Origin of the sequence: Rhizobium sp. L9 (assembly GCF_002531885.1) — a bacterium.
Lineage (GTDB): Bacteria > Pseudomonadota > Alphaproteobacteria > Rhizobiales > Rhizobiaceae > Rhizobium.
Map to the genome: position 1 here is coordinate 1 of NZ_NWSZ01000021.1, position 16,028 is coordinate 16,028.

The 16,028-nt window shown below is 63.1% G+C and carries 14 protein-coding genes; 9 read left to right on the top strand and 5 right to left on the bottom strand.

Annotated features, from left to right (window positions below):
• From CO660_RS21175 to CO660_RS21210, 8 genes are all read left to right on the top strand, one after another.
• The coding region (locus tag CO660_RS21175; RefSeq protein WP_280953005.1) for a formyltransferase family protein at nt 1–342 on the top strand (342 nt) is incomplete at its 5' end.
• 119 nt (nt 343–461) lie between these two features.
• The gene (locus tag CO660_RS21180; RefSeq protein WP_097600379.1) at nt 462–3,401 is read left to right on the top strand and encodes an aminotransferase; all 2,940 of its coding nucleotides are present in this window, start codon (nt 462–464) and stop codon (nt 3,399–3,401) included.
• Nucleotides 3,402–3,923: 522 nt separating this feature from the next.
• Nucleotides 3,924–4,118 carry a hypothetical protein gene (locus CO660_RS21185; protein ID WP_003544544.1) on the top strand — a complete coding sequence of 65 codons (195 nt, stop codon included), beginning with the start codon at nt 3,924–3,926 and terminating at the stop codon, nt 4,116–4,118.
• A gap of 126 nt (nt 4,119–4,244) precedes the next feature.
• Entirely contained in the window at nt 4,245–5,240 is a 996-nt protein-coding gene (locus CO660_RS21190; RefSeq protein ID WP_097600493.1) for a P1 family peptidase, read from the top strand.
• Nucleotides 5,241–5,350: 110 nt separating this feature from the next.
• Entirely contained in the window at nt 5,351–6,880 is a 1,530-nt protein-coding gene (locus tag CO660_RS21195; RefSeq protein WP_176536338.1) for an ABC transporter substrate-binding protein, read from the top strand.
• Nucleotides 6,881–7,273: 393 nt separating this feature from the next.
• Nucleotides 7,274–8,221, top strand: a complete 948-nt coding sequence (locus tag CO660_RS21200; protein WP_097600381.1) for an ABC transporter permease — start codon at nt 7,274–7,276, stop codon at nt 8,219–8,221.
• A gap of 3 nt (nt 8,222–8,224) precedes the next feature.
• Entirely contained in the window at nt 8,225–9,088 is an 864-nt protein-coding gene (locus CO660_RS21205) for an ABC transporter permease (protein ID WP_097600382.1), read from the top strand.
• Complete coding sequence (locus tag CO660_RS21210; protein WP_097600383.1) at nt 9,088–10,479, top strand: amidase; 1,392 nt, start codon at nt 9,088–9,090, stop codon at nt 10,477–10,479. Before CO660_RS21205 ends, CO660_RS21210 begins: the two co-directional genes overlap by 1 nt.
• Here the strand turns inward: CO660_RS21210 and CO660_RS21215 are convergent.
• From CO660_RS21215 to CO660_RS21225, 3 genes are all read right to left on the bottom strand, one after another.
• A complete protein-coding gene (locus CO660_RS21215) occupies nt 10,476–11,333 on the bottom strand; it encodes an NlpC/P60 family protein (protein ID WP_097600384.1) in 858 nt (285 codons plus the stop codon). The two genes, CO660_RS21210 and CO660_RS21215, sit on opposite strands and share 4 nt — an antisense overlap.
• An 11-nt stretch (nt 11,334–11,344) precedes the next feature.
• Nucleotides 11,345–11,695, bottom strand: coding sequence for a MarR family winged helix-turn-helix transcriptional regulator (locus tag CO660_RS21220; protein ID WP_011423607.1), 351 nt, complete (start codon nt 11,693–11,695; stop codon nt 11,345–11,347).
• A gap of 172 nt (nt 11,696–11,867) precedes the next feature.
• Nucleotides 11,868–13,259 carry a M17 family metallopeptidase gene (locus CO660_RS21225; protein ID WP_097600385.1) on the bottom strand — a complete coding sequence of 464 codons (1,392 nt, stop codon included), beginning with the start codon at nt 13,257–13,259 and terminating at the stop codon, nt 11,868–11,870.
• Nucleotides 13,260–13,400: 141 nt separating this feature from the next.
• Here CO660_RS21225 and CO660_RS21230 point away from each other — a divergent pair, with 141 nt between their 5' ends.
• Nucleotides 13,401–14,240 carry a tetratricopeptide repeat protein gene (locus CO660_RS21230; RefSeq protein WP_097600386.1) on the top strand — a complete coding sequence of 280 codons (840 nt, stop codon included), beginning with the start codon at nt 13,401–13,403 and terminating at the stop codon, nt 14,238–14,240.
• 41 nt (nt 14,241–14,281) lie between these two features.
• Here the strand turns inward: CO660_RS21230 and CO660_RS21235 are convergent, their stop codons facing one another.
• A complete protein-coding gene (locus tag CO660_RS21235; RefSeq protein ID WP_097600387.1) occupies nt 14,282–14,914 on the bottom strand; it encodes a LysE family translocator in 633 nt (210 codons plus the stop codon).
• A gap of 127 nt (nt 14,915–15,041) precedes the next feature.
• Complete coding sequence (locus CO660_RS21240) at nt 15,042–16,028, bottom strand: type II secretion system F family protein (RefSeq protein WP_097600388.1); 987 nt, start codon at nt 16,026–16,028, stop codon at nt 15,042–15,044.

Genomic DNA, 16,028 nt, shown 5'->3' on the forward strand with positions numbered 1-16,028 from the left:
ATGTCGGGCAAGATCATCAACATCCACCACTCCTTCCTGCCGAGCTTCAAGGGCGCCAACCCTTACAAGCAGGCCTATCAGCGCGGCGTCAAGCTGATCGGCGCGACCGCCCATTACGTCACCGCCGACCTCGACGAAGGCCCGATCATCGAGCAGGACACCGCCCGCATCACCCATGCGCAGTCGCCCGACGACTATGTCTCGATCGGCCGCGACGTCGAAAGCCAGGTGCTGGCGCGCGCCATTCACGCCCATATCCATCACCGCACCTTCATCAACGGCAATCGCACAGTCGTCTTCCCGGCCAGCCCCGGAAGCTACGCCTCCGAACGCATGGGGTGAGTCAGCCGAGGCCGCGCATCTCTTTTGCTGGCGGACAACAATCTCCCGTTGCCTGCCAGCGGCAAGTATTTGATTATCGCGCTTAAGGGGTAATCGAATCATGCTGCGGGAGGGGTGTCATGACCGACGAGGCGCTTGTTGATCGCATGACGCTGCCGCGTCCCGACGTTACCATTGCTGACGCGGAAGAAATCCTTCTTGCCCATTATAGCCTATCCGGCATTCTCTCCGAACTCGGCAGCCAGCAGGATCGGAACTACCGCCTCGACAGTGATCGCGGTCGATACGTCCTGAAGATCTGCCACGCCGCCTACGAGGCCCGCGAGCTCGAGGCGCAGAATGCCGCGCTCCATCATCTCAAGAGCCGGCAGGACGCGCCACGTGTTCCGAAGGTGATCGCCACGAATGACGGGCGGGAAATTGTCGTCCTTACGGTGCGCGGGCGGGACTATCAGGTCCGGCTGCTGGAATATCTGGAAGGCCAGGGACTGACGGAGATGAGATATGTGGCGCCGGCGTCCGTCGCGGCGCTTGGCGCGCTCTGCGCGAGACTGGCGCAGGCGCTTGCCGATTTCGACCATCCCGGCCTCGACCGTAGCCTGCAGTGGGATTTGCGACGCGCCGGCCCTGTCGCCGTACAGCTGCTATCCGCCATCACCGACAGCGCTGCCCGCGACCGGATCGCGAAAACCATGGTGATGGCCGTTCGCCGCATCCAGCCCTTGGCGCCGTCGCTTCGGCTTCAGGCCGTCCATCACGACGTCACCGGCGACAATGTCGTCGGCCATCGCGACGCCCGTGGCCACACGATCCCTGATGGCGTGATCGATTTCGGCGACATCATCCGCGGCTGGCTGGTCGGCGATCTTGCCGTCACCTGCGCTTCGCTGCTGCATCAGGCGAATGGCGATCCCTTTCATATCCTGCCCGCCGTCACCGCCTATCAGGCGATCTATCCGCTGACGGACGAAGAACTGAAAGCACTGTGGCCGTTGATCGTCGCACGCGCGGTCATCCTCGTCGCCAGCAGCGAACAGCAGATGTCGATCGATCCCGATAACGATTATGTCCGCAGCAATCTCGACCGCGAGCGGGCGATCTTCGATACGGCAATGTCGGTTCCTTTCGAACTCATGGAAGCTGCGATCCTCAAGGCCGCAGGCGCTGATGTCGCCGCCCCGTCGTCATCAGAATGGCTTCCCTTGCTGCCCGATATCGACCCCACCACGATCGCCTATGTCGACCTTGGCGTAGGAAGTGCGCATTTTTCCGCAGGCAACTGGCTGGACGCCGACATGGACTGGCGGCTGCTTGCCCGGGCTGCAACCGAAAACGGGACGGCGGCGACGCGCTATGGTGAATATCGGCTTTCCCGCGCTGCCCTCGGAAACACGAGGGCACAGGCGACCTTCGCCCTGCATGTCGACATCTGCCTTGCTGCAGGAAGCGCGGTCGCGGCGCCCTTTGCCGGCCGCATCGGCTGGAAGGACCAGCATCTGACACTGACGGACGACAGCATGACCTTACACCTCGATGGGCTCGACCCTTTGATCGAGGGTGGGGTCGAGGATGGCGCCGTGCTTGCCGCCGGCGATCCGCTCGGTTCGGTTTTCGGAGAGACTTCGTCGCTCGGTGGCCTGCGCCTCCAGCTCTGCAGCGTCGTGGGCCTCGAACCGCCGCTCTTTGCCACGCCGCGCGAGGCAGCCGCCTGGTCGGTGCTCTGCCCTTCGCCTTCATCCCTTCTCAGCCCGGGAGTGGATGCGCCGCAACCGGAGACCGCCGAACTGCTCGTCAGGCGGCAGGCTCATCTCGCCGGCGCCCAGAAGAACTATTATGCCGCGCCGCCGCAGATCGAGCGCGGCTGGAGGGAACATCTGTTCGATGTCGAGGGCCGCGCCTATCTCGACATGGTCAACAATGTCACGATTGTCGGCCACGGCCATCCCAGACTGGCGGCGGCAATCAACGCCCAATGGCTGCGGCTCAATACGAATTCACGCTTCCACTATGCGGCGATTGCGGAGTTTTCCGAGCGTCTCGCGGCGCTCGCGCCTGATGGCCTCGACGCGGTCTTCCTCGTCAACAGCGGCTCCGAGGCGAATGATCTGGCGATTCAACTGGCACAGGCCCATAGCGGCGCCCGCAACATGCTCTGCCTGCTCGAAGCCTATCATGGCTGGTCGGCGGCGAGCGACGCCGTCTCCACTTCGATCGCCGACAATCCGCTGGCGCTGACCACCCGGCCGGATTGGGTGCATGCGGCCGTTTCGCCGAATACCTATCGCGGCGCGTTTCGCGGACCCGACACCGCGGCGAGCTACCTGGCCGCCGTCAAGCCAATACTCGAGACGATCGACGCCGGCGGCGAAGGCCTTGCGGGCTTCATCTGCGAATCGGTCTACGGCAATGCCGGCGGCATTCCGTTGCCGGAAGGGTACCTGAAGGAGATCTACGCCGAGGTGCGCGCCCGCGGCGGGCTCTGCATCGCCGACGAGGTGCAGGTCGGTTACGGCAGGCTCGGCCATTATTTCTGGGGCTTCGAACAGCAAGGGGTCGTGCCCGATATCATCACTATCGCCAAGGGCATGGGCAATGGCCATCCGCTCGGCGCCGTCATCACCAGACGGGAGATTGCGCAGTCGCTGGAGAAGCAAGGGCCTTTCTTTTCCTCCACCGGCGGCAGCCCGGTCAGCTGCGTCGCCGGCATGACGGTGCTCGATATCATAGCTGAGGAGAAGCTGCAGGAAAATGTCCGCACGGTCGGCGATCATCTGAAGGCGCGGCTTGCCGCGCTGATCGATCGGCACGCGATCGCCGGCGCCGTCCACGGCATGGGTCTCTATCTCGGCCTGGAATTCGTCCGCGACAGAACGACGCTTGAGCCGGCGACGGAAGAGACGGCGGCGATCTGCGACCGGCTTCTCGAGCTCGGTGTCGTCATGCAGCCGACCGGCGATCACCAAAATGTGCTGAAGATCAAGCCGCCGCTCTGCCTCAGTATCGAAAGCGCGGATTTCTTCGCAGGCATGCTGGAAAAGGTGCTCCAGGAAGGCTGGTGATCCATGCTTTCGGACGTTAACCAAATCGGTCATTTCGAGGCATCTCGATTTTTAACGATGAGGCCCATTGCCGGAATCAGACAGACTTCCTATTTCTGCTGCGGCGATCGAAAGAGTTTCGATTCTGTCATGCGAATTTTACGAAGAGCTGATATGTTTCCTTCTGTAAGTTCGGGCCAGGATGGAATGAATTTTTTCGGATCGTCGATATTTTGACACGTTTCGGAATATGTTTCCGACAGGCTGTCGAGTAATCTCTACTAAGTTAGTAGATATTGAAGACAGCAATCACCGGCCCCGGGGCTCTTCCGGGACCATCGAGCGCAACGCCAACGAAAGGAACGAGACATGATAGACATCGAAATTCTCGCCACTCTCCTTGGGCGATCTGTGCTTGGCAATGACCGTCCGGGCGCCCTCTCCCGCCCGAACTGTCGAATGTGACGTTCGTCCTCCTTTCAACGGTACCAGACAAGTCAATTCGCCATGGCTGCGCATGCCCGCGCGGCAGGAGTTCTATCTATGAAGAAGCAAGTTATCGAATATGCAGGCGTTCCCGTCGGCATCGTTATCCCCGACGAAGATCGGCTGAAGTTCATCGCCGTAAAATTCCATGTCCACGACCTCGATGAGCAGCGGTTCGGTTCGCCCGACGAGGTGCGGCTGGCCATCCACGACCTGATGACCCGCCGTCATCCGAAGCCGCTTCATGCCTGACGGCATGCGGCCGCTACCGACTTTCGCGGCTTTTCCGATGTGACCGGTCCTGCAAGAAGGGCCGGTCTTGTTTTTTGAGGGCAATTGCAGTCCTATCGGCCGTATCAGCGCCACCAGGACCAGCCCTTGCCCGATCTTATCAATCTGCTCACCGACATCGAAGGCGTTTCCGTCGGCCATGCGACCGACCTCGTGCTGGGATCCGGCGTCACGGTCATCGTCTTCGACGAGCCGGCGGTTGCCTCCGGCGCAGTGCTCGGCGGCGCGCCGGGCGGACGTGACACCGGCCTGCTCGACCCGTCGATGACCGTCAGTGCCGTCGATGCCTTCGTGCTCTCGGGCGGCTCGGCCTTCGGGCTCGATGCGGCCGGCGGCGTGCAGGCCGGCTTGCGCGAAGCCGGCCGCGGCTTTGCAGTCGGGCCAGTGAGGATTCCGATCGTACCGCAAGCGATCCTGATGGACCTGCTGAACGGGGGCGACAAGGATTGGGGCCTTCACTCACCCTATCGTGAGATGGGTTATGCGGCATTGAAAGCCGCGACCAAGGGTGAATTTGCGCTCGGCACCGCCGGCGCCGGCACAGGGGCGACGACGGCCACTTTCAAGGGCGGGCTTGGCTCGGCCAGTGCCGTCAGCAGCGCCGGTCACCGCATCGGTGCGATCGTCGCCGTCAATGCGCTCGGTTCGGCAACTATCGCCGACGGGCCGCATTTTTGGGCGGCACCCTTCGAGAAAGACGGCGAGTTCGGCGGGCTCGGCATGCCTGCGACGACCGATCACCGGATGCGGCTCAAGGGAATGAGCACGCCGGCAACGACGATCGGCGCTGTCGTTACCGACGCGCAGCTGACGAAGGCGGAAGCGCATCGGCTTTCACTTGCCGGTCATGACGGCCTTGCCCGGGCGCTGCTGCCGGCACATCTGCCGCTCGACGGCGATACCGTCTTTGCCGCTTCGACCGCCAGACATTCCAGAAACGATATGGCAAGCCTGGTGGAACTTTGCCACCTCGCCATGATCGTGATGGCGCGGGCAATCGCGCGCGGCGTCTATATGGCAAGCGCCCTTCCGGCCGAAGGCGGGCAAATAGCATGGCGAGACCGCTATGCTGAACGCCATTGATTGAATAGGGTCGCAACCTGATAGAATGGCGGAGACACGTGAATGCAGATCCTGGCGCTGATGTATTTTCGACGAGCTGGTGAGAACCGAATCATGTGCCGGGGGATATGATGAACAAGATTTCGTTTGCGTCTTCGGCGCGCTTCATCAAGCGGCTTTCCCTCGGTGCTGCGTTGTCGGCCGGTCTCGTAGTGACGGCAATGACACCGGCTGAAGCGGCCAAGACCGCCCTCAATCTCGGCATGAGCGTCGAACCAACCGGCCTCGACCCGACGATCGCCGCACCGGTCGCGATCGGCCAGGTCACCTGGCAGAATGTGTTCGAGGGGCTGGTGACGATTGATCAGACCGGCAAGGTCCAGCCGCAGCTGGCGAAAAGCTGGGAAATCTCGGCCGATGGCCTGATCTATACCTTCAAGCTGCGGACCGGCGTCAAATTTCATGACGGCGAAGCATTCGATGCCGCTGCCGCCAAGTTTTCGCTGGACCGCGCCCGCGGGGCGGATTCGGTAAACCCGCAGAAGCGCTTCTTCGCCTCGATCGCCTCGATAGAGACGCCAGACGCCGAAACGCTGGTGCTGCATCTCTCGGCGCCGACCGGCAGCCTGATCTATTGGCTCGGCTGGCCGGCATCCGTCATGGTCGCCCCGAAGACGGCCGACAACGACAAGGTGACGCCGATCGGCACCGGTCCCTTCAAATTCGCCAGCTGGACGAAGGGCGACAGGGTCGAACTCGTCAGGAATGGCGACTACTGGAACGAGGATGCGTTTGCCAAGCTCGAGAAGGTGACCTTCCGCTTCATCGCCGATCCGCAGGCGCAGGCGGCCGCGCTGAAATCCGGCGATCTCGACGCCTTTCCGGAATTTGCCGCGCCCGAGCTGATGAGTTCCTTCGACGGCGACACCAGACTCATCACCAAGGTCGGCAATACCGAACTCAAGGTCGTCGCCGGCATGAACAATGCAAAGAAGCCCTTCGACGACAAGCGCGTCCGCCAGGCGCTGATGATGGCGATCGACCGCCAGACGGTGATCGAGGGGGCGTGGTCCGGCCTCGGCACGCCGATCGGCAGCCACTACACGCCGAACGATCCGGGCTACAAGGACATGACCGGCGTGCTGCCCTATGATGTCGAAAAGGCAAAGGCGCTGCTTACTGAGGCCGGCTACCCCAATGGCTTCACCTTCACGATCAAATCGCCGCAGATGGCCTATGCGCCGCGCAGCGCCCAGGTGATGCAGGCGATGTTTGCCGAGATCGGCGTGACAATGAACATCGAGCCGACGGAATTCCCGGCGAAATGGGTTCAGGACGTGATGAAGGATCGCAATTTCGACATGACGATCGTCGCCCATGCCGAACCGCTCGACATCGACATCTATGCGCGCGATCCTTATTATTTCAATTACAGGAACCCGGCCTTCGACGCGCTGATGAAGAAGGTCCAGGAGACCGCCGATCCTGCCGCGCAGAATGCAATCTATGGCGAGGCGCAGAAGATTCTGGCCGAAGACGTGCCGGCGCTCTACCTTTTCGTCATGCCGAAACTCGGTGTCTGGGACAGGAAGTTGAAGGGGCTATGGGAGAACGAGCCGATTCCCTCCAATGTGCTTTCCGGTGTTTCCTGGGACGAGTGAGCGGTAGGCTCGGTAGGGGTGCGATGAGGTGATGGCCTTGGAGATATCCGATATACATTTGGCCGATATGGCACGCAGCCCTCTCCCTCCCTCACCAGGCCAGTTCAGTCCGGGCCGGCATTATTCGGTTTTGTTGACGTATGGTATTCCTGGCATGGGCATCTGCGCGCTGATTGCCTCCTCCCGCCAGCCCCACGCTCCGTCATGCTCGGGCTTGACCCGAGCATCCACACCACATCCATCAACAGCAGTGGCATGGATCCAAGGCTCAAGGCCTGGGATGACGGAGAGTGAGGTTGACGTTCTCGCCAAACTCGCCGCCGGCGCGGCGGGTGCTCCGCGTGAGGGCAAAAGGGGCGTGCCGCGTCCCGCCGCAGCCGTTCTCAACCCCATATGATCACCCTCCTCGCCCGCCGCTTCGCCGGCCTGTTCATCACACTTCTCATCGTCTCGCTGCTGATCTTCGCGGTCATGGATCTTCTGCCCGGCGACCCCGCCTCGATCATGCTCGGCACCTCGGCAAGTCCGGAAACGCTGGCGGCGTTGCGTCACGAGCTCAGCCTCGACCAGCCGCTCATCCTGCGTTACGGCCAATGGCTCGCCGGCGTGCTGTCGGGCAATCTCGGCCAATCCTACACCTACGGCGTCCCGGTCGCCGGATTGATCGTCGAGCGGCTGGCGGTGACGCTGCCGCTGGCGCTGATGGCAATCGTGCTGTCGGTGGCGATTGCCCTGCCGCTCGGCGCACTCGCCGCTTCGCGCCGCGGCGGCGTCTTCGCCATCATCGCAACGCTCTTTTCGCAGATCAGCATCGCCGTGCCCGCCTTCTGGGTGGCGCTGCTCATGATCATCCTGTTTTCGACGCTGCTCGGACTGATGCCGGCGGGCGGCTTTCCTGGCTGGCACGAGGGGTTTCTGCCGGCATTGCAGGCGCTCGTCATGCCGACCGTCGCGCTGGCGATGCCGCAAGCGGGGGTGTTGACGCGCGTCGCACGTTCGGCGGTGCTCGAGGCTATGCATGAGGATTTTGCCCGCACAGCGGTGGCCAAGGGGCTGTCGAGCAGTGCGGTGCTGTGGCGGCATATCGTGCCGAATGCGCTGATCCCGATTCTGACGATGATCGGGTTGCAATTCACCTTTCTGGTCGCCGGCGCGGTGCTGGTGGAAAACGTCTTCAACCTGCCGGGGCTCGGGCGGCTTGCGCTTCAGGCACTCTCCCAGCGCGACGTCATCGTCATGCAGGATGTCGTGCTGTTCTTCGCAGGCTTGGTCATCGTGGTGAATTTCGTCGTCGATCTCTCCTATCTGGCGATCGACCCCAGGATGAGAAAGGCGGCCTGAAACATGACCCAGATCGTATCCCCCGCCATTGCGTGCCGCCGAAGAACTGCCAGACTTAGCCGGCGAATGAACCTCATCGCGGGCACTGTCATCATTGGCTTGCTGGTCGCCGTTGCGCTGCTGTCGCTCGTCTGGACGCCGCTGCCGCCGGCGAAGATGCAGATCATCCATAAACTGCAGCCGCCGTTTGCCTTCGGCTTGCTCGGCACGGATCAGTTCGGCCGCGACGTGGCATCGATGCTGATGGCCGGATGCTGGAACTCCCTGTCGATCGCCATCACTGCGGTTGCGATCGGCGGGACGCTCGGCTCGATATCAGGCATTTCCGCAGCGGCTATCCGCGGTCCAGCCGAAGCACTGCTGATGCGCATCTGCGACGTCATCTTCGCCTTGCCGCCGATCCTGTCGGCCATGGTGCTCGGCGCTTTTCTCGGGCCGGGGCGGTTCACCGCAATCACCGCGATCGCCGTCTTCATGATTCCGGTCTTTGCACGGGTGACGCTGGCAACCTCGCTGCAGGCCTGGAGCCGCGATTATGTGACTGCGGCACGCGCGATCGGCAATACGCGCCTGACCATTTCGCTGCGCCATGTGTTGCCGAACATCATCAGCCAGATCATCGTGCATGGGACAATCCAGCTCGGACTGGCGATCCTGACCGAGGCCGGCCTCAGCTTTCTCGGGCTCGGCATGGCGCCGCCGGCGCCGACATGGGGCCGAATGCTTGCGGATGCGCAAACCTATCTGGCATTGGCCCCCTGGCTGGCAGTCCTGCCCGGTCTTGCCATCGCGCTTACCGTGCTCGGCTTCAACATGCTCGGCGACGGCTTGCGCGATCTTCTCGATCCACGCGAGGCGAGCCGCTGATGGCCGAAACCGACCTTTCCATCCGTGAACTCAGGCGACGCTTCGCCGATAAGAGCCTCTCGCCGCTCGAATACTGGCTCTCCCTCGAAGACCATATCGCCGCCTGGGAGCCGTCGATCTCAGCACTCTACCTCTACGACCCGGAGGCGGCGCGCGTGCAGGCGAAAGCTTCGACGGAGCGCTGGGCGAAGGGACGAACGCTCGGCAGGCTCGACGGCATCCCGGCAACGCTGAAGGAACTGATCGCGACGAAGGGCCAGCCGGTGCCGCTCGGCACCAGGGCGGTGGAACTGAAGCCGGCGGAGGCTGACGCGCCGGCTGCCGCGCGGCTGCGCGAGGACGGCGCGGTGATTTTTGCCAAGACCACCTGCCCGGATTACGGCATGCTTTCCTCCGGCCTGTCGAGCTTTCATCCCCTCAGCCGCAATCCCTGGAACATCGCGCAGAATCCCGGCGGATCGAGCGCCGGCGCCGCGGCCGCGGCGGCGGCCGGTTACGGGCCGCTGCACATCGGCACGGATATCGGCGGCTCGGTGCGGCTTCCTGCCGGCTGGACCGGCATCTTCGGCTTCAAGCCGAGCCACGGGCGCATTCCGGCCGATCCCTATTATGTCGGCCGCTGTGTCGGCCCGATGACGCGCACTGTCGAGGACGCCGCTTTTTCCATGGCGACATTGTCACGGCCCGACTGGCGCGACGGCACCAGCCTGCCGCCCAACGATTTCGACTGGATGGATTTCGTTGTCGACATGTCAGGCATGAAAATCGGCCTGATGCTCGATGCCGGCTGCGGGTTTGCTGTCGATGATGAGATTAGGGTCGCGGTCGAATCGGCAGCGAAACGTTTCGAGAAAGCCGGCGCGACCATCGTCTCCGTTCAACCGGTGCTAACGCGCGCGATGCTTGACGGGCTCGACACTTTCTGGCGCGCCCGCCTGTGGAGCGATATCGCAGGGCTCAACGAAGAGCGGCGCGATAGCATCCTACCCTATATCAGAGATTGGGCGAAGGCCGGCGCCGATATTAGCGGCGTCGATGCAGTCAGAGGCTTCAATCAGACGATCGAAATGCGCAGGAGTTGCGGGCGGCTGTTCACCACGGTCGACGCCCTGCTTTCGCCGACCAACCCCATCATCTCCTATCCGGCCGAGTGGGCATCGCCGACCAATGATCCGACGAGACCGTTCGAACATATCGCCTTCACCGTACCGTGGAACATGTCGGAGCAGCCGGCCGCGTCGATCAATTGCGGCTTCTCCCGGTCGGGCATGCCGATCGGGCTGCAGATCGTCGGACCGCGTTTCGACGACATGCGGGTGCTGAGACTGTCGAAAGCTTTCGAGGATTGGACCGGCGGCTTGAGCATCTGGCCGCAGCGGCCGATCACTTAGCCAAACGGGCGGCGATAGCCCGTCGGCCGTTGGTACAGCGAGCCGATGCGCTCGACGGCCGCCTCGAAATTCTCACGCGCCACCGTCATGCTATGGCCGTTGGCGTGGAGAATGGTTTGGGGATCTTCGAAGATGGCGACATGGCCCTTCCAGAATACCAGGTCGCCGCGGCGGATTTCGGAGCGGTCGATCGGTTCGCCGAGTCCGGCCGCCTGCATGTCGGTATCACGCGGCGCCGGTCTGCCCACCATCAGCATCGCCAGCTGGATGAGGCCGGAGCAATCGATGCCAAGGCCGGATCGGCCGCCCCAGAGATAGGGCGTCTCGAGGAAACGGGCGGCGATCGCGACATAATCGGCACCGTCGAGAGCGCCGATCGGCTGCACGTGCCTGGCGAAGATTGCCGTGCCGTCCGGCAGCACGACGTAGCGGTTGCCGCGCACTTCTGCCTCGCCGGTGATGTGAACGCGGCTTCCCATTGACAGAATGGCCTGGTGCGGCTTGCGCAGTTCCGGCTCCGGATAGAGGAAGGTGCGCTGGACGATGACGATGTGGGTCGGCGCCGGCCCGGTTTGCGAGAGCGCCTCTGCCTTGAGATAACCGACATAGCCGTCGGAGGCAGCTTTTACCCAGCACCAGCCGTCGGCACGATCGAAAACGGTCACCTCCTCGCCGAGGAGCAGTTCCGTATCGATGCCGCGGGCAAGTTCCGGCTCAGGGCGCAGGGCAGCGACGGGAACGGCAACACGCGCTGCGGCGCCTTCCTCGAAGCGCGATGCCTCCACCTTGCCCTTGAGCCCCGCTTCCGCGAGATCCGGCCGATAGGCATGCAGGCGGCGGTCGAGCATCATCATTTATGTCCCTTTTAGATCGGTAGGCGCCGGCCCTGATCTCGCACGAGATCGCCGAGCTTTTCCAGGTAAAGCGCACCGCCGACGGTACGTTTGATGATCACATTACGACGGTCGGCATCGTCGCGCACGCGATCAACCAGGCCCATCTCGCCCATCGTATCCAAGGCGCGGGTAATGACCGGCTTGGTGACGTTGAGCGTGGCGGCAAGCCCGCGCACCGTGTGGGGCGGCGGCACGAGGTAAATATGCAGGAGGATCGCCATCTGGCGCAATGTCAAATCGCGGTCGTCATGACGAACCTGGTCGAGCGCCACGCCATGCCAGAGCCCCAGCGCCTGCGAGGCGGTCAGTTCGATCGGCACGGCCCCTCCGGAAATCGTTACGCTAGCGTTTCATTTTCCGGCAGTTGCCGTGGACATGCAAGTGGTGGCGGGAACTGCCGTCCGGCAGGGTGAATAAAATTTTAACGATCGGCCGCCAGGCGCAGTGCGCAACAGAGTCGTCCAAATGCGCCTTAGCATTATCCAGGAGGCGTCAGCGCAGGCTGGTGCGAATATGGTGAAAGAGCGCGCGGATCGCCTGTGCCTCGCCGCCGCCTGGCGAATGTGGCCGTTCGGACGGAGCCCAACCGTAAATATCGAAATGCGCCCAGCTCTTGGTCTTGCTGACGAAGCGCTTGAGGAAAAGCGCGGCGGTGATCGACCCCGCCATGCCGCCGGCCGGGGCATTCGTCAGGTCGGCGAATTTGGCGCGGATGTCCTTTTCATAGCCGGCATAGAGCGGCAGGCGCCAGATCGGATCGTCCGTCTCTAGGCTTGCTTCGGTCAGGTCATGGGCCAGATTGGCATCATCGGTGAAGAAGGGCGGAAGATCCGGACCGAGGGCAACGCGGGCAGCCCCCGTCAGCGTCGCCATGTCGATCAAAAGTTCGGGCTCTTCCTCGTCGGCATAGGCAAGCGCATCGGCCAGGATCAAACGGCCTTCGGCGTCGGTATTGTCGATCTGGACGGTCAGGCCCTTTCGGCTGCGGTAGATGTCGCCGGGGCGGAAGGCATTGGAGGAGATGGCGTTTTCGACGACCGGTACGATGACGCGCAGATCGACCTTCAGCTTGGCGTCCATGATCATCAGGGCCAGTCCCATGACATTTGCCGCGCCGCCCATATCCTTCTTCATCAGCAGCATCGAGGCGGCAGGCTTGATGTCGAGACCGCCGGTATCGAAGCAGACGCCCTTGCCGACGAGCGTTACCTTGCGATGACCCTTCTTGCCCCAGCGCAGCTCAAGAAGACGCGGCGCATCGGCGCTGGCGCGGCCGACGGTGTGAACCAGCGGGAAATTCTGCTTGAGCAGTTCATCGCCCGTGATGACCGATAGTTCCGCCTTGTAATGTCCGGCCAGGGCGCGGAAAGCGGCCTCGAGCTGGTCCGGTCCCATGTCGTTTGTCGGCGTATTGATGAGGTCGCGGGCAAGAAAGACGCCGGCGAGCTGGCGCTTGATGTCGGCGCCGTCGGCGTCGCGGGGGATCATCAAGGTCGCTGCCGACGACTTTTCCGATTTGTAGCGATCGAAACGGTAGCTGCCGAGCCCGAAGCCGAGGGCGAGGCGATTTGCCGTCAGCGGCGCGGTCTCGATGTGCCAGTCGCCGGCGGGCAGCGCACGGGCCAGCCTGCCGGTGATGTAGGGCTGTTCGGACGGGTTGGTCCCCAGGCCGAAAAGCGCACCGCCGAGCTGGCCGTCGGAAGTCGGGATCAGCAAAAGCGAACCACTTTCGGCCTTGTATCCCGCCTTGCGCGCCCAATCGAGCGCAATCGGATCGATCGTGCCGGTCTCGATATGGGCAGGGGTGACGGCAAAGATCGGCAGCGTCGAGCCGCCCTTCGTGTTGAAAGGAGTCGGTCTTTCGATGAACTGATAGGGGGCCATGATTGTCCTTTGGCGGTCGTCAGGAATCGTTCCTTAACGGTCTGTTAGGGTTAACAGACTATTGCTGGAGCGAAGATTGCGTCAAACCTTTCCCTGTTCCGCTTCGAGGTCAGGCGCCGATTTCGGAATCAGGAACGCAACATGCCTGCCTCGCGCATCACCATATCCACCAACCGTATCCTGCGGGGCGCAGCAGCTTCGCTGATCATCCTCGTGCTTGCCGGCTGCTCGACGACGGCCAAGGACCGGATGACGACGGGCTCGGTGCCGAAGCTTACCAAGCCGGTCGAAGAGATGGATGCGACCGAGCTGCGCTCGGCGACGGACCGGATCGGCCAGTCCTATGAAAAGAACCCGCGCGATCCCGTCAATGGCGTCAACTATGCCAACCTGCTGCGCATGAGCGGCCGCGACGCGCAGGCGCTCGCCGTCATGCAGCAGGTGGCGATCGCCAATCCGGGGGACCGCAATGTGCTGGCCGCCTATGGCAAGGCGCAGGCGGCGGCCGGACAGTTCCAGCAGGCGCTCGACACGATCGGCCGCGCCCAGACACCCGATCGTCCCGACTGGAGGCTGATCTCGGCCGAAGGCGCAATCCTGGACCAGATGGGCCGGGCGAGCGAGGCCCGGCAGCGCTACCGCGACGCGCTCGACATTCAGCCGAACGAACCTTCCATCCTTTCCAACCTCGGCATGTCCTATGTGCTGACCGGCGATCTGCGCACGGCCGAAACCTATCTGCGCTCCGCCGCCGGGCAGCCGACCGCCGACAGCCGCGTCCGGCAGAATCTTGCCCTCGTCGTCGGCCTGCAAGGGCGTTTTGCAGAAGCCGAACAGATCGCGCGGCGGGAGCTTTCGCCGCAGCAGGCCGATGCCAACGTGGCCTATCTTAAGGGTATGCTCTCGCAGCAGAATTCCTGGCAGAAGCTCGCTGCCAAGGACAAGGCGCCGGGCGCCGCCGGTGACAGCAACACCAACTGACCTCGTCATTTTGCCGGAGGACCAGCCCTTCTCCGCCTGAGTTACCTGACGCTGAGGCCCGAAAGAATGAGCCGCAGACCAAGACCGCCCATCACCGCACTGGCGGCCCGGTCGATCCAGCCCTTGGCATGGAGATAGAGCCGCCGCGGGTGGCGGGCCGAAAAGGCGAGCGCCACGATCGAATACCAACCCGCCTCCACCGCGAAGACGCCGACCGGCAATGCGACGAGAAGATCGAGCGGCACCGTCCGCGGCAGAAGCGCCGCAAAAAGGCTGGCGTAGACGATGATGGTCTTCGGGTTGCTGAGCTGCGTCAGCAACGCGGTCATGAAGCTGCGCACGGGCGCACGATGGCCATTGACGGCATCGGAAAGCTCGATCGGCTTTGCGGCGCCTCGCCAGATATTGACGGCGATGTAGAGGAGATAAGCACCGCCCGCCACCTTGAGCAGCACATAGAGCCATTCGAATTGCGACAGCAATGCCGTCAGACCGGCGAGCGCCAGACCGGCGAAAACGACGCCGCCGGCACCCATGCCGAATGCGGCCGCAAGTCCATCCAGCCGCGAACGGGAGATGGCGATCCTGGAGACGACGACGAAGCTCGGGCCGGGGCTCATCGCGCCGACGACCAAGGCTGCCATGATGCTGATGAAAATGCCTGCGGAAGACATCGGAACCTCCCCTTCGGAATCGGATAGCGCTGGGGAAAACGGCGGTCACTTCCGTGCTGCCGACCGCCCCATCCCGTTTACCAGCTATGCCAGCGCCGGTCACGCGGGTCGAAGTGGCCCCTGCGGTTCAGAACCTATCCGCCACCTGGATGCCGGCCGGGCCGAGAATGACCGCGATCAGCACCGGCAGGAAGAACAGGATCATCGGCACCGTCAGTTTCGGCGGCAGGGCGGCTGCCTTCTTTTCCGCTTCGTTCATCCGCTCGTCGCGTCCTTCCTGGGCGAGAACGCGCAGCGCCTGCGCAACCGGCGTGCCGTAGCGGTCCGCCTGGATCAGCGCCTGGGCCACCGAACGCACCAGTTCGAGCTGCGTGCGCGCGGCGAGATTATCGAGCGCCACGCGACGATCCGGCAGGAAGGAGAGTTCGGCGGTGGTCAACACCATCTCCTCGGCAAGCGGCGGCGACTGCTCGCCGAGCTCCTCCGACACGCGACGCATCGCCGCCTCCATCGAGATGCCGGATTCGACGCAGATCAGCATCAGGTCCAGCGCATCCGGCCAGGCGCGCTTGATCGAGTGCTGTCGCTTGCTCATGCGATTGGAGATATAGATATTCGGCGCATAAAAGCCGAGATAGGCGATGCCGATGACGGCGAGCATACGTATGGGCATGCCGCGCTCAGCAAGGCCGCCGAGACCGAAGACCCAGAAGGCGGCGAGCGCGAGGAAGAGAAATGGCAGCAGGAAGCGCGCGACGAGAAAGGTATTCAGCGCATTTTCCGAGCGAAAACCCGCGGCACGCAGCTTGTTGACCGTGTTTTCGTCGACAAGCGCCTTGCGCAGATTGAAGCGTTCGACAATCTGGCGGACCGAGCGGTTGTTCTGATTTCTGAGCGAAGCCTTGCCGGCGCCCGGTTCGGTGTTCATGCGGGCGCGTTCGCGGGCGCGGATCTGCTCGCGCTCGGTCGAGACAGCTTTCATGCGCTTGCTGAGATCGCCGCGCTCGAAGAAGGGGATGGCGATCGTGTAGAAAGTCGCGAAGACCGCGATCGCGACGAAAACAGCGATCAGCATGCTCGGATTGGTCAGCGTTGCGGCAAGATCCTGCGACAT

Excerpts from the sequence above, each read along its gene's own strand:
- CO660_RS21205 (WP_097600382.1), top strand. The coding sequence starts at position 8,225 with ATGACCCAGATCGTATCCCCCGCCATTGCGTGCCGCCGAAGAACTGCC.
- CO660_RS21225 (WP_097600385.1), bottom strand. The coding sequence starts at position 13,259 with ATGGCCCCCTATCAGTTCATCGAAAGACCGACTCCTTTCAACACGAAG.
- CO660_RS21215 (WP_097600384.1), bottom strand. The coding sequence starts at position 11,333 with ATGATGATGCTCGACCGCCGCCTGCATGCCTATCGGCCGGATCTCGCG.
- CO660_RS21235 (WP_097600387.1), bottom strand. The coding sequence starts at position 14,914 with ATGTCTTCCGCAGGCATTTTCATCAGCATCATGGCAGCCTTGGTCGTC.
- CO660_RS21210 (WP_097600383.1), top strand. The coding sequence starts at position 9,088 with ATGGCCGAAACCGACCTTTCCATCCGTGAACTCAGGCGACGCTTCGCC.
- CO660_RS21200 (WP_097600381.1), top strand. The coding sequence starts at position 7,274 with ATGATCACCCTCCTCGCCCGCCGCTTCGCCGGCCTGTTCATCACACTT.
- CO660_RS21180 (WP_097600379.1), top strand. The coding sequence starts at position 462 with ATGACCGACGAGGCGCTTGTTGATCGCATGACGCTGCCGCGTCCCGAC.
- CO660_RS21230 (WP_097600386.1), top strand. The coding sequence starts at position 13,401 with ATGCCTGCCTCGCGCATCACCATATCCACCAACCGTATCCTGCGGGGC.
- CO660_RS21195 (WP_176536338.1), top strand. The coding sequence starts at position 5,351 with ATGAACAAGATTTCGTTTGCGTCTTCGGCGCGCTTCATCAAGCGGCTT.
- CO660_RS21240 (WP_097600388.1), bottom strand. The coding sequence starts at position 16,028 with ATGTCGCAGGATCTTGCCGCAACGCTGACCAATCCGAGCATGCTGATC.
- CO660_RS21185 (WP_003544544.1), top strand. The coding sequence starts at position 3,924 with ATGAAGAAGCAAGTTATCGAATATGCAGGCGTTCCCGTCGGCATCGTT.